The organism is Streptomyces sp. NPDC043908 (assembly GCF_056435525.1).
Map to the genome: position 1 here is coordinate 157307 of NZ_JBWKEI010000005.1, position 18395 is coordinate 175701.

Annotated in this window: 17 protein-coding genes; 13 read left to right on the forward strand and 4 right to left on the reverse strand. The window is 70.3% G+C overall.

The features are described 5' to 3' along the window. Positions 1-34 precede the first annotated feature (34 nt). On the forward strand, positions 35-1636 hold the full coding sequence (locus tag AC069K_RS13540) for an ABC transporter substrate-binding protein (RefSeq protein WP_478615471.1): 1602 nt from the start codon (positions 35-37) through the stop codon (positions 1634-1636). Between the two features lie 114 nt (positions 1637-1750). After that, positions 1751-3337, forward strand: a complete 1587-nt coding sequence (locus tag AC069K_RS13545) for an ABC transporter substrate-binding protein (RefSeq protein WP_478615474.1) — start codon at positions 1751-1753, stop codon at positions 3335-3337. A gap of 102 nt (positions 3338-3439) precedes the next feature. On the opposite strand, the gene AC069K_RS13550 is transcribed toward AC069K_RS13545, so the two are convergent. Together AC069K_RS13550 and AC069K_RS13555 are read right to left on the reverse strand one after the other, a co-directional pair. Beyond that, positions 3440-4111, reverse strand: a complete 672-nt coding sequence (locus tag AC069K_RS13550; RefSeq protein WP_053723497.1) for a response regulator — start codon at positions 4109-4111, stop codon at positions 3440-3442. A gap of 130 nt (positions 4112-4241) precedes the next feature. Beyond that, the gene (locus AC069K_RS13555) at positions 4242-5099 is read right to left on the reverse strand and encodes a RecB family exonuclease (protein ID WP_358832839.1); all 858 of its coding nucleotides are present in this window, start codon (positions 5097-5099) and stop codon (positions 4242-4244) included. Between the two features lie 103 nt (positions 5100-5202). Between AC069K_RS13555 and AC069K_RS13560 the strand changes: the two genes are divergently transcribed. From AC069K_RS13560 to AC069K_RS13570, 3 genes are all read left to right on the forward strand, one after another. Beyond that, complete coding sequence (locus AC069K_RS13560) at positions 5203-6453, forward strand: site-2 protease family protein (protein WP_358832838.1); 1251 nt, start codon at positions 5203-5205, stop codon at positions 6451-6453. Positions 6454-6530: 77 nt separating this feature from the next. Continuing rightward, positions 6531-7418, forward strand: a complete 888-nt coding sequence (locus tag AC069K_RS13565) for a tRNA (adenine-N1)-methyltransferase (RefSeq protein ID WP_067156039.1) — start codon at positions 6531-6533, stop codon at positions 7416-7418. Positions 7419-7639: 221 nt separating this feature from the next. Further along, positions 7640-8212 (forward strand): hypothetical protein, encoded by a 573-nt coding sequence (locus AC069K_RS13570; RefSeq protein WP_478615480.1) that lies wholly within the window; start codon positions 7640-7642, stop codon positions 8210-8212. A gap of 37 nt (positions 8213-8249) precedes the next feature. On the opposite strand, the gene AC069K_RS13575 is transcribed toward AC069K_RS13570, so the two are convergent. Beyond that, positions 8250-8528, reverse strand: a complete 279-nt coding sequence (locus tag AC069K_RS13575; protein ID WP_358832836.1) for a ferredoxin — start codon at positions 8526-8528, stop codon at positions 8250-8252. Between the two features lie 278 nt (positions 8529-8806). Between AC069K_RS13575 and arc the strand changes: the two genes are divergently transcribed. The 6 genes from arc to prcA all read left to right on the forward strand — a co-directional run bounded on the left by arc (position 8807) and on the right by prcA (position 14555). Next, positions 8807-10573 (forward strand): proteasome ATPase, encoded by a 1767-nt coding sequence (arc, locus tag AC069K_RS13580; RefSeq protein ID WP_358832835.1) that lies wholly within the window; start codon positions 8807-8809, stop codon positions 10571-10573. Positions 10574-10820: 247 nt separating this feature from the next. Beyond that, positions 10821-12332 (forward strand): depupylase/deamidase Dop, encoded by a 1512-nt coding sequence (dop, locus tag AC069K_RS13585; protein WP_365110426.1) that lies wholly within the window; start codon positions 10821-10823, stop codon positions 12330-12332. Between the two features lie 131 nt (positions 12333-12463). Next, positions 12464-12682: a ubiquitin-like protein Pup gene (locus AC069K_RS13590; RefSeq protein WP_067134420.1), complete on the forward strand. Its 219-nt coding sequence runs from the start codon at positions 12464-12466 to the stop codon at positions 12680-12682. Positions 12683-12749: 67 nt separating this feature from the next. Continuing rightward, entirely contained in the window at positions 12750-12962 is a 213-nt protein-coding gene (locus AC069K_RS13595; RefSeq protein ID WP_478615487.1) for an endonuclease domain-containing protein, read from the forward strand. Next, positions 12914-13759, forward strand: coding sequence for a proteasome subunit beta (gene prcB, locus AC069K_RS13600; protein ID WP_358832833.1), 846 nt, complete (start codon positions 12914-12916; stop codon positions 13757-13759). The genes AC069K_RS13595 and prcB overlap by 49 nt, the downstream gene beginning before the upstream one ends. 46 nt (positions 13760-13805) lie before the next feature. After that, complete coding sequence (prcA, locus tag AC069K_RS13605) at positions 13806-14555, forward strand: proteasome subunit alpha (RefSeq protein WP_365110430.1); 750 nt, start codon at positions 13806-13808, stop codon at positions 14553-14555. A gap of 67 nt (positions 14556-14622) precedes the next feature. On the opposite strand, the gene AC069K_RS13610 is transcribed toward prcA, so the two are convergent. Next, the gene (locus AC069K_RS13610) at positions 14623-15696 is read right to left on the reverse strand and encodes a LacI family DNA-binding transcriptional regulator (protein ID WP_478615492.1); all 1074 of its coding nucleotides are present in this window, start codon (positions 15694-15696) and stop codon (positions 14623-14625) included. Positions 15697-15750: 54 nt separating this feature from the next. Here AC069K_RS13610 and AC069K_RS13615 point away from each other — a divergent pair, with 54 nt between their 5' ends. Together AC069K_RS13615 and pafA are read left to right on the forward strand one after the other, a co-directional pair. Beyond that, positions 15751-16995 (forward strand): MFS transporter, encoded by a 1245-nt coding sequence (locus tag AC069K_RS13615; RefSeq protein WP_478615495.1) that lies wholly within the window; start codon positions 15751-15753, stop codon positions 16993-16995. Between the two features lie 24 nt (positions 16996-17019). Further along, positions 17020-18381, forward strand: a complete 1362-nt coding sequence (gene pafA, locus AC069K_RS13620; protein WP_365110438.1) for a Pup--protein ligase — start codon at positions 17020-17022, stop codon at positions 18379-18381. Positions 18382-18395: the final 14 nt, after the last annotated feature.

The window sequence follows — 18395 nt, forward strand, 5'->3', positions numbered from 1 at the left end:
CCCCAGTGCCGGACACATAGGGAGAACGTCCAGGATGAACCGCAAGACTTTGGTGCTGCCGGCCGTAGTGGGCCTGCTCGCCCCCGTACTCGCCGCATGTGGCGGCGCGGGAAGTGGGGGCGACGGCGGCAAGGCCATCGTCGTGGGCACCACGGACCAGTTCGTGGTCACCAAGGACGCGCCCGCTCCCTTCGACCCGGCCTACGCCTATGACACCGGTGCCTGGAACGTGCTGCGCCAGACCGTGCAGATGCTGGTCCACGTGCCGCGCGGCGGCGGTGAGCCCGTCCCGGACGCGGCCTCCAGCTGCTCGTTCACCGACAAGGAGAACGAGAGCTACCGCTGCAAGCTGCGCAGCGGCCTGAAGTTCGCCGACGGCTCCAAGCTGACCGCCGCCGACGTCCACTACTCCATCCAGCGCGTCCTGACCATCAAGGACGGCAACGGCCCCGTCGCGCTGCTCGACAACATCGACACGATGGAGACCAAGGGCGACGACGAGATCGTCTTCCATCTGAAGACCCCGGACGCCACCTTCCCGTACAAGCTCGCGACGCCCGCCGCCGCGATCGTGCAGAAGGACAAGTACCTGCCGAAGAAGCTGCGCGGCGGCTTCGAGGTCGACGGCTCCGGCCCGTACACCCTCAAGGCCGAGTACAAGGGCGACCAGGTCGTCAAGGCCGTCTTCACCAAGAACCCCAACTACAAGGGCGACTTGAAGGTCAACCACGACAAGGTCGAGCTCCGCTCGTTCCCCGACGCCGGCTCCATGGGCGCCGACCTCGAGTCCGGCAAGATCGACCTGATGACCCGCTCCATGTCGCCGGAGCAGATCCAGAAGTACTCGGTCACCCCGCCCAAGGATGTCAACCTGGTCGAGATGCCCGGCCTGGAGATCCGCTACCTGGGCTTCAACACCAACGACCCGTCGGTGAAGAACAAGGCCGTCCGCCAGGCGATGGCCGCCGTCGTCGACCGCGGCGCGCTGGCCTCCAAGGTGTACGGGGCGACCGCCGAGCCGCTCTACTCGCTCATCCCGACCTCCATCGCCGGGCACACCAACTCGTTCTTCAACAAGTACGGCGAGCCGAGCAAGCAGAAGGCCGCGGGCATCCTGAAGGCCGCGAACGTCTCCACCCCGGTGAAGCTGACGCTGAACTACACGGGCGACCACTACGGCCCGGGCACCGCCAAGGAGTTCTCGATCCTGCGGGACCAGCTGAACGCCACCGGTCTGTTCGCCACCACGCTCAAGGCGACCGACTGGCCCAAGTACCGCCCGGCGCAGAAGGCCGGCGAGTACGCCGTCTACGGTCTCGGCTGGTTCCCCGACTTCCCGGACCCGGACAACTACGTCGCGCCCTTCCTCGGCCGCGACAACTTCCTCAACTCGCCGTACTCCAACGTCGAGGTCCGCAACACCCTGATCCCCGAGTCCCGGGTCGCGGCCGACCGCAACCAGGCCGCCAAGCCGTTCGAGAAGATCCAGGACATCGTCGCCAACGACGTCCCGGTGCTGCCGCTGTGGCAGGGCAAGCAGTACGTCGCCGCCCGCAGCGACATCACCGGCACCGAGTGGGCGCTCAACTCCTCGGCCGACCTCCAGCTGTGGGAGCTGGGCCGCGGTGTGAAGTAAGGCAGGACCCGGCCGCGACTCTCCCGTGCCGGCAAGCAATTTCGGTGAGGCCGCGGCTCCCGGGGGGCGACCCCCGGGGCCCGCGGCCGAGCAACGACTGTGAGGCACTCGCACGTGAAGATACGGAACCGATGGCTGACGGCCCCGCTCGCCGCGGGGCTGGCGACCGGTCTCCTCAGCGGCTGCGGCTCGGAGGACGGCTCCTCCTCCGGAAACGGGGAGTCGGTGGTCATGGGGATGTCGGACGACATCCAGGCCACCGACCCGGCCTCCGGCTACGACCCGGGCTCCTGGCTGCTGTTCAACAACGTCTTCCAGTCGCTGCTCAGCTTCCCCAAGGGAAGCTCCGCCCCGCAGCCCGAGGCGGCCGAGCAGTGCGCGTTCGACAAGGGCGGCTCCCAGGTCTTCCGCTGCACCCTGCGCTCGGGGCTGAAGTTCACCAACGGCCACGCGCTGACCTCCGCGGACGTGAAGTTCTCGTTCGAGCGGGTGCTGCGCATCAACGACCCCAACGGGCCCGCCCCGCTGCTCTCCACCCTGGGAAAGATCGACACCCCGGACGAGCAGACCGTCGTCTTCCACCTCAAGGTGCCGGACGCCACCTTCCCCAGCAGGATCGCCTCCGGCGCCGGCTCGATCGTCGACCACCAGGCGTACCCGGCGAACAAGCTGCGCACCGACGGCAAGGCGGTCGGCTCGGGCGTCTACAAGCTGGACGCCTTCGGTGAGAAGCAGGCGAGCTTCTCGGTGAACTCCGCCTACAAGGGCGGTGCCAAGGTCAAGAACTCCGGCATGACCATCAAGCTCTTCCACGGCCGCCAGAAGGACCTGGCGGACGCGCTGAAGCAGGGCGACATCGACCTCGCCTACCGCGGTCTCACCGCCAAGGACATCGCCGACCTCCAGGCCTCCAGCGTGGCCGACAAGAAGGGCGTCAAGGTCGTCGAGGGCACCGGCGCCGAGGTCCAGCACCTGGTCTTCAACATGGACGACCCGGTCGCCGGCAAGCTCGCCGTGCGCAAGGCCGTCGCCTACCTCGTCGACCGCGAGGCGCTGGTGCGCGATGTCTACAAGTCGACCGCGACACCGCTCTACTCGATCGTCCCGAGCGGCATCACCGCCCACAGCACCGCCCTGTTCGACATGTACGGCGGCAGCCCGCAGCCCGCGAAGGCCAAGCAGGTGCTGCACAAGGCCGGGATCAACGGCAAGGTCAAGCTCACCCTGTGGTCGACGCCCATCCGCTACGGACCGGGCACCGACGACGAACTGCGGGCCATCGCCAAGCAGCTCAACGCCAGCGGCCTGTTCGAGGCCGACGTGAAGTCGGTCGAGTTCAAGCAGTACGAGAAGGACATCGCGGCGGGCAGGTACGGCGTGTACGTGAAGGGCTGGATCCCGGACTACCCGGACCCGGACAACTTCACCTCGCCGTTCTTCGGCAAGGACAGCGTGCTCGCCAACCACTACGTCAGCAAGCCCGTCACGGACGAGATCATCCCGTCCACCGCCGCCACCGAGGACCGCTCGGCCACCGAGGCCGACTTCTCCCGCCTCCAGGACATCGTCGCGGCCGACCTGCCGATCCTGCCGCTGTGGCAGGGCAAGCAGTACGCGGTGGCCCGCGAGGGCGTGGCGGGCCTGGAGTGGACGCTGGACCCGTCGACGGTCTTCCGGTTCTGGGAGATCAGCAAGAACTAGGCGCCGCCGACGCGCCGAACGCTCCGAACGCTCCGAGCACGCCGAAGGGGTGCGGGAATCGATTCCCGCACCCCTTCGCCCGTGCCGCCGCCGCGTGCCGCCCTACTGGGCGCCGGGCCGGACCAGACCGCTCTCGTACGCGTACACCGCCGCCTGGACGCGGTCGCGCAGGCCCAGCTTCGTCAGCACATGGCCCACGTGCGTCTTCACGGTCGTCTCGCTGACGAACAGGTCCGCCGCGATCTCCGCGTTGGACAGACCGCGCGCCACCAGCTTCAGGACCTCGACCTCGCGGTCGGTCAGCGTGTGCAGCGTGTCCGGGACCGGCTCCTCGCCCGAGGGGAGGTGGTCCGCGTACTTGTCCAGCAGCCGGCGGGTGATGGAGGGGGCGAGCATCGCCTCGCCCGCCGCGACCACCCGGATCGCCTGCACCAGCTCGTTGGCCGGGGCGTCCTTCAGCAGGAAGCCGCTGGCCCCCGCCTTCAGCGCCTCCACCACGTACTCGTCGAGGTCGAAGGTGGTCAGCACCAGCACCTTCGCGGGGCCGTCCTTGCCCGGGCCGCTGATCTGCCGGGTCGCCTCCACGCCGTCCATCCGCGGCATCCGGATGTCCATCAGCACCACATCGGGCTGGAGCGCCCGCACCTGGTCGAGGGCCTGGAGACCGTCGCCGGCCTCGCCCACCACCGCGATGTCCTGCTCGGCCTCCAGGATCATCCGGAAACCGGTGCGCAGCAGCGGCTGGTCGTCGACCAGTAGGACGCGGATCGCCACGGGAACTCCTCATCAGGATTGCTGGACCGGGTCCATTCTGCCCTGCCCGCCCCGCGCCACCTCGGCTGGGAGCCGAGCCACTCGCAGGCGCTCGGCCCACGGCCCGGCCCACCGTCCGGACCGGCCTGCCTCAGACTGCGCGATCCGCGGCCGGAATCACAGGAAGCGGATAGGCCGGGGGAGTCCCCCCGAATTCCGGACAGACCGCCTGGTGGTCGCACCAGCCGCACAGCTTGGTGGGCCGGGGCCGCCAGTCGCCCGTCTCGGTGGCCTGGCGGATCGCCTCCCACAGGGCGTGCAGCTTCCGCTCCACCTGGTGCAGGTCCGCCTCCACCGGGTCGTACGTCAGCACGTCGCCGCTGCCCAGGTAGACCAGCTGGAGCCGGCGCGGCAGCACGTTCTTCAAGCGCCACACCACCAGCGCGTAGAACTTCATCTGGAAGAGCGCGCCCTCCGCGTACTGCGGGCGGGGGGCCTTGCCCGTCTTGTAGTCGACGATCCGCACCTCGCCGGTGGGCGCCACGTCGACCCGGTCGATCACCCCGCGCAGCCGCAGCCCCGACTCCAGCTCCGTCTCGACGAAGAACTCCCGCTCCACCGGCTCCAGACGGGTGGGGTCCTCCAGCGAGAACCACCGCTCCACCAGCCGCTCGGCCTCCGACAGCCACTGCGTCAGCCGGGCGCCGTCCGCGTCCTCGGCGAAGAGGTCCGTCAGCTCGGGCTTCGCCTCCAGGAGCCGGTCCCACTGGCCCGGGATCATCGCCTTCGCCCGCGGAACGGTCCGCTCCGCCGCCGGGTCGTCGAAGAGGCGCTCCAGCACCGCGTGCACCAGCGTGCCGCGCGTCGCCGCCTCGCTCGGCTTCTCGGGGAGTTTGTCGATCACCCGGAACCGGTACAGCAAGGGGCACTGCATGAAGTCGTTCGCCCGCGACGGCGACAACGACACGGGCCGCCGGTCCGGCGCGGCCTCCTGGGTGCTCGTATCCATGACACAGACCCTACGGCCCGCCACTGACAGCGAGCGGAATACCATCGACGACGAGCCCCCTCACACTGCATGATCGTGACAGAAGCACCGACGAAGGGACACCGTGGACGAGAGCGGCGACAGCAAGAGGCCGCAGTCCGGCGCGGGCGACGAAGGCCCCGGCGGCGCGCCCGGCAGCGGCAAGTCGCCCCGTGGACCGGAGCCGGGCGGCGGACTTCTCATGGGACGCCCCTTCGGCGTGCCGGTCTACGTCGCCCCCAGCTGGTTCCTGGTCGCCGCCCTGATCACCTGGGTCTTCGGCGGCCAGCTCGACCGGGTGCTGCCCGAGCTCGGGGCCGCCCGCTACCTCGTCTCGCTCTTCTTCGCCGTCGCCTTCTACGCCTCGGTGCTGGTCCACGAGCTCGCCCACACCGTCGCCGCGCTCCGCTTCCGGCTGCCGGTGCGGCGCATCCAGCTCCAGTTCTTCGGCGGTGTCTCGGAGATCGAGAAGGAGACCGAGACCCCGGGCCGCGAGTTCGTGCTCGCCTTCGTCGGCCCGCTGCTCTCGCTGGTCCTGTCGGGGCTCTTCTACGTGGGGATGCAGGCCGTCGAGCCGGGCACCGTCCCCGGTGTGCTGCTCGCCGGGCTCATGATCTCCAACCTGATCGTGGCGGGCTTCAACCTGCTGCCCGGGCTGCCGCTGGACGGCGGCCGGATGCTCCGCGCCGTCGTGTGGAAGATCACGGGCAGGCCGATGAGCGGCACGGTCGCCGCCGCCTGGGTCGGCCGGGCGCTGGCCGTCACCGTCCTCATCGGCCTGCCGCTGCTCACCCAGACCGGCGCCCTCGGCAACGCGCCCGAAGAGGTCGACGGCATGGACACCGTCACCGACGCGCTGCTCGCCGCGATCCTCGCCGCGATCATCTGGACCGGCGCGGGCAACAGCCTGCGCATGGCCCGGCTGCGCGAGCACCTGCCGGAGCTGCGCGCCCGCAACCTCACCCGCCGGGCCGTCCCCGTGGAGTCCGCCACCCCGCTCTCGGAGGCGCTGCGCCGGGCCAACGAGGCCGGGGCGCGCGCGCTGGTCGTCGTCGACGGCCACGGCGACCCCACCGGCCTGGTCCGCGAGGCCGCCATCGTGGGCGTACCGGAACACCGCCGCCCCTGGGTCGCGGTCAGCGGCCTCGCCCAGGACCTCACCGACGGGATGCGCGTCCCGGCCGAGCTGGCGGGCGAGCCGCTCCTGGACCGGCTGCGCGCCACCCCGGCCACCGAGTACCTGGTGGTCGAGGAGAGCGGGGAGATCTACGGAGTGCTCTCGGCCGCCGACGTCGAGAAGGCCTTCGTCGCGGCGATGGCGCGGCCCACTCCCTAGCCGGCGCCGTCCCGCCCGCCCCGGGGTCCGCGCAGGCCGTGGCGCCCGCGGGTCAACAGGGCCGGTACCCTGTTCGTATGTCCGAACCGACCGGTGCCGCCCGCCGTCGCGGGCCCTTCAAGGTCGGGGACCAGGTCCAGCTCACCGACCCCAAGGGACGCCACTACACGTTCACGCTCGAAGCCGGGAAGAACTTCCACACCCACAAGGGTTCCTTCCCGCACGACGAGCTGATCGGCGCTCCCGAGGGCAGTGTTGTCCGTACCACCGGGAACGTCGCGTACCTCGCGCTGCGCCCGCTGCTCCCCGACTACGTCCTGTCCATGCCCCGCGGCGCCGCCGTGGTCTACCCCAAGGACGCGGGGCAGATCCTGGCCTTCGCCGACATCTTCGCCGGCGCGCGCGTCGTCGAGGCGGGCGTGGGCTCCGGCTCGCTCAGCGCCTTCCTGCTGCGCGCCATCGGCGACCACGGCATGCTCCACTCCTACGAGCGCCGCGCGGACTTCGCCGAGATCGCCCAGCAGAACGTGGAGCGCTACTTCGGGGAGCCGCACCCCGCGTGGCAGCTCACCGTGGGTGACCTCCAGGACAACCTGTCGGACACCGACGTCGACCGCGTCATCCTCGACATGCTGGCCCCCTGGGAGTGCCTGGACGCCGTCTCCAAGGCGCTGGTGCCCGGCGGCATCCTCTGCTGCTACGTGGCCACCACCACCCAGCTCTCGCGCACCGTCGAGGCGATCCGCGAGATCGGCTGCTTCGCCGAGCCGCAGCCGTGGGAGTCGATGATCCGCAACTGGCACGTGGAGGGCCTCGCCGTCCGCCCCGACCACCGGATGATCGGCCACACCGGCTTCCTCGTCACCGCCCGCCGCCTCGCGGACGGCGTCGAGCCCCCGCTGCGCCGCCGCCGCCCCGCCAAGGGCGCGTACGGAGACGACTACGAGGGCCCCAACAAGGACTGACGCACCCGTCGGCCCAACGCACCGGCGCCGCCGCCGAGTTCCCGGACCCGTCCGGGAACTCGGCGGCGGCGCTTTTCCGTTGGAGGTACGGGCAGGTGAGCGCCGCGCCGGTACCGGACGGCCCGCACCGCCCCGACCCCGCTGTTCCGCCCGGGTGTGACGTGTGGCACGATGCTGGCCACTCCCACCACCCGCGCCGCCCCTCACAGGAGACCTCCCGCGTGCAGAACGCCGCCGTCCCCGAGCTCGCGCACACCCACGCCCGCCCGGTGCACTGGCTGGCCACGGCCGCCGCGATGGCCGGTGTCGTGGCCCTGGCCGGCTGGCTCCAGCCCGGCACCGCCAAGGCGTCCCCAGGGGCCCCGGGCGCCCGCGTGGCGGCGGCCCCGGCCCCCGACGCGGCGGCCGTCGCCTACCCGCTCCGGTGCGGCTCGGTGGGCGTCCAGGTGGCCGCCCGCGCCACCGGCGACCTCGACGGCGACGGCCGCCCCGAGACCGTGGCGGCCGTCCACTGCCGGGCGGGCTCGGGCACCCCGCCGAGCGGGGTCTACGTCCTGACGCGGCCCGCCGTGCCGGGCGGCCCGCCCCGGCTGGTGGCGACGCTCGCCGACCCCCGCGAGAAGCTGACCGTCCTCGACCTCGCGGTCCGCGAGGGCGCGGTCACCGCGACCCTGCTCGGCTACTCCTCACCCGACGTGCCGCGCTGCTGCCCCGACGAGAAGCAAGCGACCAAGTGGCGCTGGCAGGGCGGGAAGTTCGTCCGCAGCACCCGGTCCGAGGCGCCGAGCATCTGATCCGTCACCGAGCGTAGGTGACTCGTCACGTACCGTCTCAGTCGGCGTCCGGTCCGTAGACCTCGACGCTGTCCGAAACCCGGCGTACGTGGATGCAGTCGCCCGGGCAGTCCTTCGCCGAGTCGACGACGTCCTGGAGCAGCGGCAGCGGGACCGGCGTCACGGCGCCCGGAGCCTGCAACAGCTCGTCCTCGGCGCTCTTCACGTAGGCCAGGCCGTCGATGTCCAGCTCGAAGACCTCGGGCGCGTACTGGACACAGATCCCGTCGCCGGTGCAGAGCTCCTGGTCGATCCAGACCTCGAGAGCGTCGTTCATGTCGCCTGCCGTTCCTGCGCGGTGCTGTGGTCGTGCGGTGTGCCCCACCTCACAGGCCGGCCCGGGCAATCGGTACCAGTCCTGACGGGTGTTGACCGACTCGACGATACAACCGCCCGCTTTCCGATGTTGATGGGTGGGTATTCCCCTGGCGTGAGGGAGAGCGCAAGGGTGAAGATCGGACACACCCCGCAGTCTTTGTGATCTAGGGGTTTCAATCACCACCCGCCCAGGTAGGGTCAGGAAGCGTCCAGCTCCCCTTGGAGGAGGTGAGGACCGTGGCAGCCCACGACGACGACATCAACCGCGGCATCCGGCCCGGGCGGGGGTCTGAGGACCCAGCCGGCCAGGTTGCCTTTCTAGAGCAGGAAATCGCCGTCCTGCGACGCAAGCTCGCCGACTCTCCGCGTCATACGAGGATTCTCGAAGAGCGGATCGTCGAGTTGCAGACCAACCTGGCGGGCGTGTCCGCGCAGAACGAGCGGCTCGCCAACACACTCCGCGAGGCCCGGGACCAGATCGTGGCCCTCAAGGAGGAGGTCGACCGGCTCGCACAGCCGCCGGCCGGCTTCGGTGTCTTCCTGCAGTCCAACGAGGACGGCACGGCGGACATCTTCACCGGGGGCCGCAAGCTCCGGGTGAACGTCAGCCCCAGCGTCGAGCTCGACGAGCTCCGGCGCGGCCAGGAAGTCATGCTCAACGAAGCGCTCAACGTGGTCGAGGCCATGGAGTTCGAGCGCGCCGGGGACATCGTCACCCTCAAGGAGATCCTGGAGGACGGCGAGCGAGCCCTGGTGGTCGGGCACACCGACGAGGAAAGGGTGGTGAGGCTCGCCGAGCCGCTCCTGGACATCACCATCCGCCCCGGCGACGCCCTCCTGCTCGAACCCCGCTCCGGCTACGTGTACGAGGTGGTCCCCAAGAGCGAGGTCGAGGAACTCGTCCTCGAAGAGGTCCCGGACGTCGACTACGACAAGATCGGCGGACTCGGCGGCCAGATCGAGATGATCCGCGACGCGGTCGAGCTCCCCTACCTCTACCCGGACCTGTTCAAGGAGCACGAACTGCGGCCGCCCAAGGGCATCCTGCTCTACGGGCCGCCCGGCTGCGGCAAGACGCTCATCGCCAAGGCCGTCGCCAACTCGCTCGCCAAGAAGGTCGCCGAGGTGACCGGCCAGCCCGCGGGGAAGAGCTACTTCCTCAACATCAAGGGCCCCGAGCTCCTCAACAAGTACGTCGGTGAGACCGAGCGGCACATCCGCCTGGTCTTCCAGCGCGCCCGGGAGAAGGCCAGCGAGGGCACCCCCGTCATCGTCTTCTTCGACGAGATGGAGTCCCTCTTCCGCACCCGCGGATCCGGTGTCAGCTCGGACGTGGAGAACACCATCGTCCCGCAGCTGCTCGCCGAGATCGACGGTGTGGAGGGCCTGGAGAACGTCATCGTCATCGGCGCCTCCAACCGCGAGGACATGATCGACCCGGCCATCCTGCGCCCCGGGCGCCTGGACGTGAAGATCAAGATCGAGCGGCCCGACGCCGAGGCGGCCAAGGACATCTTCGCCAAGTACCTCACGGCCTCCCTCCCGCTGCACGCGGACGACCTGGCCGAGCACAGCGGCTCCAAGGACGTGGCGGCCCACGCGATGATCCAGTCCGTCGTCGAGCAGATGTACGCGGAATCCGAGGAGAACCGCTTCCTGGAAGTCACGTACGCCAACGGCGACAAGGAAGTCCTCTACTTCAAGGACTTCAACTCCGGCGCCATGATCCAGAACATCGTGGACCGGGCCAAGAAGATGGCCATCAAGGCCTTCCTCGACCACAACCAGAAGGGCATCCGCGTCTCCCACCTCCTCCAGGCCTGCGTGGACGAGTTCAAGGAGAACGAGGACCTGCCCAACACCACCAACCCCGACGACTGGGCCCGTATCTCCGGAAAGAAGGGCGAGCGGATCGTGTTCATCCGTACCCTCGTCACCGGAAAGCAGGGCGCGGACACCGGACGCTCCATCGACACCGTGGCCAACACCGGTCAGTACCTGTAGTGCACAGGGGCGGCTGCGGGTGCCCGGCCGGGGCGTCCGCAGCCGCCCGCTTTTCCGGCCGGATTCCGGCCAAGGACCGACCAAGAGCAATGACGGAATTGATCTCCCCACCAGCGCAAAGGCGTTCTAGGCTCTTCCGTACCGCCGAGTCGCGCAGTGCGGGGACGGGCACCGCACACGCACCGGGGAAACAGCGGTACTTGAGCGCCGTTCCCACCGGGGAGCGCCGCCGGGCAAGGAGGGCCGCATGACCGTACGGCGAGTAATGGGCATCGAGACGGAGTACGGCATCTCCGTCCCCGGCCACCCCAATGCCAATGCCATGCTCACCTCGTCCCAGATCGTCAACGCCTACGCGGCGGCGATGCACCGGGCGCGCCGCGCGCGGTGGGACTTCGAGGAGGAGAACCCGCTGCGGGACGCCCGCGGCTTCGACCTCGCCCGCGAGGCCGCCGACTCCAGCCAGCTCACCGACGAGGACATCGGCCTCGCCAACGTCATCCTCACCAACGGGGCCCGGCTGTACGTCGACCACGCCCACCCCGAGTACAGCTCGCCCGAGGTCACCAACCCCTGGGACGCGGTGCTCTGGGACAAGGCGGGCGAGCGCATCATGGCCGAGGCGGCCGAGCGCGCGGCGCAGCTCCCCGGCGCGCAGCCGATCCACCTCTACAAGAACAACACCGACAACAAGGGCGCGTCCTACGGCACGCACGAGAACTACCTGATGAAGCGGGAGACCCCGTTCTCGGACATCGTGCGCCACCTGACGCCGTTCTTCGTCTCCCGCCAGGTCATCACCGGGGCGGGCCGCGTCGGCATCGGCCAGGACGGGCACGAGCACGGCTTCCAGATCAGCCAGCGCGCGGACTACTTCGAGGTCGAGGTGGGTCTGGAGACGACCCTCAAGCGCCCGATCATCAACACCCGCGACGAGCCGCACGCGGACGCCGAGAAGTACCGCCGGCTGCACGTCATCATCGGCGACGCCAACCTCTCCGAGATCTCCACCTACCTCAAGCTGGGGATGACGGCCCTCGTCCTCTCCATGATCGAGGACGGTTTCATCAACGTCGACCTCGCCGTCGACCAGCCGGTCCGCGCCCTGCACCAGGTCTCCCACGACCCGGACCTGCGTCATCTGGTCACCCTGCGCAGCGGCCGGACCATGACCGCCGTACAACTCCAGATGGAGTACTTCGAGCTGGCGCGCAAATACGTGGAGGAGCGGTTCGGCGCCGACGCGGACGACCAGACCAAGGACGTCCTCGGGCGCTGGGAGGACGTGCTCAACCGGCTGGAGAACGATCCGATGAGCCTCTCCGGCGAGCTGGACTGGGTCGCCAAGCGGGAGCTGATGGAGGGCTACCGGCGGCGCGACAACCTGGACTGGGACGCCGCCCGGCTCCACCTCGTCGACCTCCAGTACGCCGACGTACGGGCGGAGAAGGGCCTCTACAACCGGCTGGCGGCCCGCGGGAAGATGAAGCGGCTCCTGGACGAGTCCGAGGTCTCCCGGGCCCGGACGAAACCGCCGGAGGACACCAGGGCCTACTTCCGCGGGCGCTGCCTGGAGCAGTACGCGGACGACGTCGCCGCCGCCTCCTGGGACTCGGTCATCTTCGATCTGCCCGGCCGTGACTCGCTCCAGCGCGTGCCAACCCTGGAACCGCTTCGCGGAACGCGTAATCACGTGAAGGAGCTGCTCGACCGCTGCCGTACGGCCGAGGATCTGGTCCGGGTGCTCTCGGGCGGCTGACCTGGGGCTGAAAAGGCGGCGGCAGGGGAAACACAGAGGTAGACCCCGCACGTTCCACCAAGTGCGGGGCCGATGTCAGACCCTGCTTGTAGGGTCTGATCAAGGACATCGAACCGAGCGGGGTGAGGTAGATGGCGACCAAGGACACCGGCGGCGGACAGCAGAAGGCCACGCGTTCCACCGAGGAGGTCGAGGAGCAGACCCAGGACGCGCAGGCTTCGGAGGACCTCAAGGAGCGCCACGAGAAGCTCTCGGACGACGTCGACTCGGTGCTGGACGAGATCGACGACGTGCTGGAGGAGAACGCCGAGGACTTCGTCCGCTCGTTCGTTCAGAAGGGTGGACAGTAGTCCACACATGTGAACGGTGAGGGGTGCGGGTAAGGGGACGACGGTCCCCGGCGCGGGGCGGCGCGGTGTGCGCCCAGGGCGCCCTTCCGCCCCCGCCGTTCATGTGGATCACCGCCACGAGCCGGGTAAGGTCCGTGGCGTACGGTGCTTCAACTGCGATTCGGCCATCGGCAAGTTGGGAGACGATCCCGACACAGTTCGTCGGGCTGCCGCCTACCTGGAGGGAACCTCGTGGAAGCCAACACCCGTGGCACAGGGCGTCTACCAGCTGCCTTCCTGACGCCGGGCTCGTCCTCGTTCATGGACTTCCTGGCCGAGCACTCGCCGGAGATGCTGCCCGGCAAGCGCGTCCTGCCGCCCGTGCAGGGGCACGTGGAGGCCCCGCACGGCACCACCATCGTCGCCGCCACCTTCCCCGGCGGCGTGGTGCTCGCCGGTGACCGGCGGGCCACGATGGGCAACATGATCGCCCAGCGCGACATCGAGAAGGTCTTCCCCGCCGACGAGTACTCGGCGGTGGGCATCGCCGGCACCGCGGGTCTGGCCGTGGAGATGGTGAAGCTCTTCCAGCTGGAGCTGGAGCACTTCGAGAAGGTCGAGGGCACCACCCTCTCCCTGGAGGGCAAGGCCAACCGCCTGTCCACGATGATCCGCGGCAACCTCGGCATGGCCATGCAGGGCCTCGCCGTGGTCCCGCTCTTCGCGGGGTACGACGTGGACCGCGAGAAGGGCCGCATCTTCTCGTACGACGTGACCGGCGGCCGCTCCGAGGAGCACGGCTACGCGGCCACCGGCTCCGGTTCGATCTTCGCCCGGGGCTCGATGAAGAAGCTGTACCGCGAGGACCTCACCGAGGAGCAGGCGACGACCCTGGTCGTCCAGGCGCTCTACGACGCGGCGGACGACGACTCGGCGACCGGCGGACCCGACGTCGCCCGCCGGATCTATCCGATCGTCACCGTCATCAGCGACGAGGGCTTCCGGAGACTGACCGAGGCGGAGTCCTCCGAGATCGCCCGCTCGATCCTGGAGAAGCGCCTTCAGCAGCCCGACGGCCCGCGCGCCGCGCTGCTCTGAGGCCGCAGAGATGACCCCGCCACTGACAGAAAGGGACGGATAGCCGGTGTCGACGCCGTTCTATGTCTCACCCCAGCAGGCCATGGCCGACCGCGCCGAGTACGCCCGCAAGGGCATCGCGCGCGGCCGCAGCCTGGTCGTGCTGCAGTACGCCGACGGCATCGTCTTCGTCGGCGAGAACCCGTCCCGTGCCCTGCACAAGTTCAGCGAGATCTACGACCGGATCGGCTTCGCCGCCGCCGGCAAGTACAACGAGTACGAGAACCTCCGCATCGGCGGTGTGCGCTACGCGGACCTGCGGGGCTACACCTACGACCGGGATGACGTGACGGCCCGCGGCCTGGCGAACGTGTACGCGCAGACGCTGGGCACCATCTTCTCCAGCGCCGGTGAGAAGCCATACGAGGTGGAGCTGGTGGTCGCCGAGGTCGGGGCGACGCCGGAGGAGGACCAGATCTACCGGCTGCCGCACGACGGCTCGATCGTGGACGAGCACGGCTCGGTCGCGGTCGGCGGCAACGCGGAGCAGATCAGCGGCTTCCTTGACCAGCGCCACCAGGACGGCATGTCGCTGGCCGAGGCGCTGAAGCTGGCTGTGCAGGCCCTGTCCAACCAGACCAACGGCGCCGACCGGGAGATCCCCGCGGAGCGGCTGGAGGTCGCGGTGCTGGACCGGACGCGGCCGCAGCAGCGCAAGTTCAAGCGGATCGTCGGCCGTCAGCTCTCACGTCTCCTCCAGACCGAGGAGGCCAGCGCCGAGCCGACCGAGGTGCCGTCGGACGACGACGAGGAGTAGGGGCGCGCACGAACCCCGGGGGCCCGTGCCCCGCCGTTCTCGACGGCGGGGCACGGGCCTTCCCGTGTCAGGGCGCGGGCGGGGCCGTGGAGCCGCGGACGACCAGGGAGACCGGCAGATCGCCCGCCTCCGGCTCCCGGTCCTCCAGCACGGCGAGCAGCGCGGCCATGCCCCGCTCGCCCACCCGCTCGGCGGGCAGCCGGACGGTGGTGAGCTCCGGTTCGAGGGCGGTGGCCAGGGCGAGATCGTCGAATCCGGCCACCGAGAGGTCCTCCGGGATCCGCAGCCCCAGCCGTCGGGCAGCCTTGCAGGCTCCCGCGGCCAGGATGTCGTCGTCGCAGACGAGCGCGGTCGGGCGCGGGCCGGGCCGGGTCAGGGCGTGTTCGGCGGCGGCGCGGCCGGCCTCGACGGTGAGCGCGGAGGGGACGGTCAGGAACTCGGCGCCGGGCACCGCGCGCAGCGCGTCCTCCAGGGCCCGGGCGCGGACCCGGAACGTCCAGGAGTCCACGACCGAGGCGAGGTGGACGAACCGGCGGTGGCCGAGCGCGAGCAAATGGTCCGTCACCTGCCGTATGCCGTCGGCGATGTCGAGGTTGACGCGGGCGGCGGGCCCGGACGCGGCGGGGTCGCTGTCCAGCATGACCAGCGGCAGATCGGTGCCGCGGATGGACGCGAGGGCGTCGGCGGCCATGGAGGAGGCGATGATCCCGTCGAGGGCCGCGCTGGCGGAGGCGAAGGGGTCGCGGGCGGGGCCGACGCCCTCGGGGGAGGGGTAGAGGACCACCCCGAACCCGTGCTCGGCGGCGACCCGGGCGGCGCCGGTGTAGACGCGGGCGAAGAACTCGTTGGTGAGGGCCGGGACGACCAGCAGGGCCGTGCGGGTGCGCCCCAGGCGCAGGCTGCGGGCGGCGAGGTTGGGCCGGTAGCCGAGGTCGCGGGCGGCGTCGCGCACCACGGCGGCCGTCCGCTCCGAGACCCGGCCGCGCCACTTGTCGCCGAGGACCAGGGAGACGGTGGCCTGGGAGACCCCGGCCGCGCGGGCGACGTCCCGGCTGGTCGGCTGGGTCTTCACGGGTCCTCCGGCGGGGTGGGCGGTCGCTGGGCGCCCCCGGTCCGGGGTGGACCCGGGGGTTGTCGACATGGTACGTATGACGGCGTACGTTATACGTAACACCCAACCGATCGAGGGGCGAGCATGGCGGCGGGATACCTGGAGATCCTCCGGACGCGGCACGCCGCGCGGCTGCTGGCGGGCACCCTCACGGGACGGCTGCCGAACGCCACGGCGGCCATCGCCGTGGTGCTGTTCGTCCGCGCCGAGGGCGGCAGCTACTCCCTGGCGGGCGCCCTCACCGCGGTGTACGGGGTGGCGACCGCGGCCGGGCAGCCCCTGCTCGGCCGCGCCGTGGACCTGTACGGGCAGCCCCGGGTGATGCTGCCCGCGTCGGTGGCCAGCGCGCTCGGCATGTGCGTGCTCGCCCTGGCCGGCATCGACCCGGTCGCGCTCGCCTACGCGGCGATGCTGGTGGCGGGCTTCTGCACACCGCCCCTGGAGGGCGGGCTGCGGGCGCTGTGGCCCAGCGTCCTGACCCGCCAGGACCAGGTGCACACCGCGTACGCGATGGACGCGATAGCCCAGGAGGTGATGTTCACCGTCGGCCCGCTCCTGGTCACCCTCGGGATCGCGCTGTGGTCGCCCGCCGTCGCGCTCGTCGCCATCAACGCGCTCGGCGTGCTCGGCGCGCTCTCGGTGGTCCTCTCGCGCCCCTCGCGCGCGTGGCGCTCGGCCCCGCGCGAGGCGCACTGGCTGGGCGCGCTGCGCTCGACGGGCCTGCTGGCGCTCCTGGGGGCCTTCTTCTTCGTCGGTCTCGCCCTGGGCGCCATCATCGTGGCGGCCTCGGCGTACGCCGACGACCACGGCCGGGACGCGATCTACGGCTGGCTGATGGCGGCCAACGGCCTCGGGGCGCTGCTCGGCGGTCTGGTGTACGGGGCGCGCCAGTGGTCCGGAACTCCCGAGAAACGGCTGATCTCGCTCGTCGCGCTGCTCGCCGTGGGCTATCTGCCGCTGATGCTCGTGCCCGGGGTGGTGCCCATGGCGCTGCTCGCCGTCGTCTCCGGGCTCTTCCTCGCGCCGTGCATCGCCTGCGCGTTCATCGTCGTCGACCGGCACGCCCCGCGCGGCACCGTGACCGAGGCCTTCTCCTGGCTGGTGACCGCCTTCGGCGTCGGCACCGCGCTCGGCACGGCCGTCGCGGGCCCCGCCGTCGAACTCGGCGGCAGCGCGGCGAGCTTCGCCGTGGCGGGCGGCGGCGGAGCGGCGGCGCTGGTGGTGCTCCTGGCCACCCGGGGGGTCCTCGCAGCCGGCGGGCGTACGGAAAGCGTCGCGGGAGTTGACCAAAATGATCCAACCCGTGCCGTCGAACCCGGTTTCAGCTGAGGGCAACGGGCGTAATGTTCAGTCATGGACCGCCGCATTTTCGGGCTGGAGAACGAGTACGGCGTCACGTGCACGTTCAGGGGACAGCGCCGACTGTCACCTGACGAAGTGGCGCGCTACCTCTTCCGCCGTGTTGTGTCATGGGGCCGCAGCAGCAACGTCTTCCTGCGGAACGGCGCCCGTCTCTACCTCGACGTGGGTTCGCATCCGGAATACGCGACTCCCGAATGCGACAACGTGACCGAGCTGGTCACCCACGACAAGGCGGGCGAGCGCATTCTCGAAGGCCTGCTCGTCGACGCCGAACGCCGCCTGCACGAGGAGGGAATCGCCGGCGACGTCTATCTCTTCAAGAACAACACCGATTCCGCGGGAAACTCCTACGGGTGCCACGAGAACTATCTCGTCGCCCGGCACGGCGAGTTCTCCCGGCTGGCGGACATCCTCATCCCGTTCCTGGTCACCCGCCAGCTCCTGTGCGGCGCGGGCAAGGTCCTCCAGACCCCGCGCGGCGCGGTCTACTGCGTCAGCCAGCGCGCCGAGCACATCTGGGAGGGCGTCAGCTCCGCCACCACCCGCTCGCGCCCGATCATCAACACCCGGGACGAGCCGCACGCCGACGCCGAGCGCTACCGGCGGCTGCACGTGATCGTCGGCGACTCCAACATGTCCGAGACGACCATGCTGCTCAAGGTCGGCGCCACCGACCTGGTGCTGCGCATGATCGAGGCGGGCACGGTGATGCGCGACCTGACGCTGGAGAACCCGATCCGGGCGATCCGCGAGGTCTCGCACGACATCACCGGCCAGCGCAAGGTGCGCCTGGCCAGCGGCCGCGAGGCCTCGGCGCTCGAAGTGCAGCGGGAGTACTACGAGAAGGCCGTGGACTTCGTGGAGCGCCGGGGCATCCGCACCGGCACCGTCGACCAGGTCCTGGAGCTGTGGGGCCGCACCCTGGACGCGATCGAGGCCGAGGACCTCGACCGGATCGGTACCGAGATCGACTGGGTGATGAAGTACCAGCTGATCGAGCGGTACCGGGCGAAGCACAACATGACCATGTCGCACCCCCGGGTCGCCCAGATAGACCTGGCGTACCACGACATCCACCGCCAGCGGGGGCTGTACTACCTCCTGGAGCGCAAGGGCCAGGCGGCGCGGATCTGCAACGACCTGAAGATCTTCGAGGGCAAGTCGGTGCCCCCGCAGACCACCCGGGCACGGCTGCGCGGCGACTTCATCCGCCGGGCGCAGGAGCAGCGCAGGGACTTCACCGTCGACTGGGTGCACCTGAAGCTCAACGACCAGGCGCAGCGCACCGTGCTGTGCAAGGACCCGTTCCGCTCCGTGGACGACCGGGTGGAGAAGCTGATCGCCGGAATGTGAGCGGCCGGCGGTAC

Bases quoted from the DNA above. Each gene is read 5' to 3' on its own strand.
- AC069K_RS13615 (WP_478615495.1), top strand. From the start codon at position 15,751: ATGGCGGCGGGATACCTGGAGATCCTCCGGACGCGGCACGCCGCGCGG.
- AC069K_RS13555 (WP_358832839.1), bottom strand. From the start codon at position 5,099: ATGGATACGAGCACCCAGGAGGCCGCGCCGGACCGGCGGCCCGTGTCG.
- AC069K_RS13565 (WP_067156039.1), top strand. From the start codon at position 6,531: ATGTCCGAACCGACCGGTGCCGCCCGCCGTCGCGGGCCCTTCAAGGTC.
- dop (WP_365110426.1), top strand. From the start codon at position 10,821: ATGACCGTACGGCGAGTAATGGGCATCGAGACGGAGTACGGCATCTCC.
- AC069K_RS13575 (WP_358832836.1), bottom strand. From the start codon at position 8,528: ATGAACGACGCTCTCGAGGTCTGGATCGACCAGGAGCTCTGCACCGGC.
- pafA (WP_365110438.1), top strand. From the start codon at position 17,020: ATGGACCGCCGCATTTTCGGGCTGGAGAACGAGTACGGCGTCACGTGC.
- AC069K_RS13590 (WP_067134420.1), top strand. From the start codon at position 12,464: ATGGCGACCAAGGACACCGGCGGCGGACAGCAGAAGGCCACGCGTTCC.
- AC069K_RS13610 (WP_478615492.1), bottom strand. From the start codon at position 15,696: ATGTCGACAACCCCCGGGTCCACCCCGGACCGGGGGCGCCCAGCGACC.
- AC069K_RS13540 (WP_478615471.1), top strand. From the start codon at position 35: ATGAACCGCAAGACTTTGGTGCTGCCGGCCGTAGTGGGCCTGCTCGCC.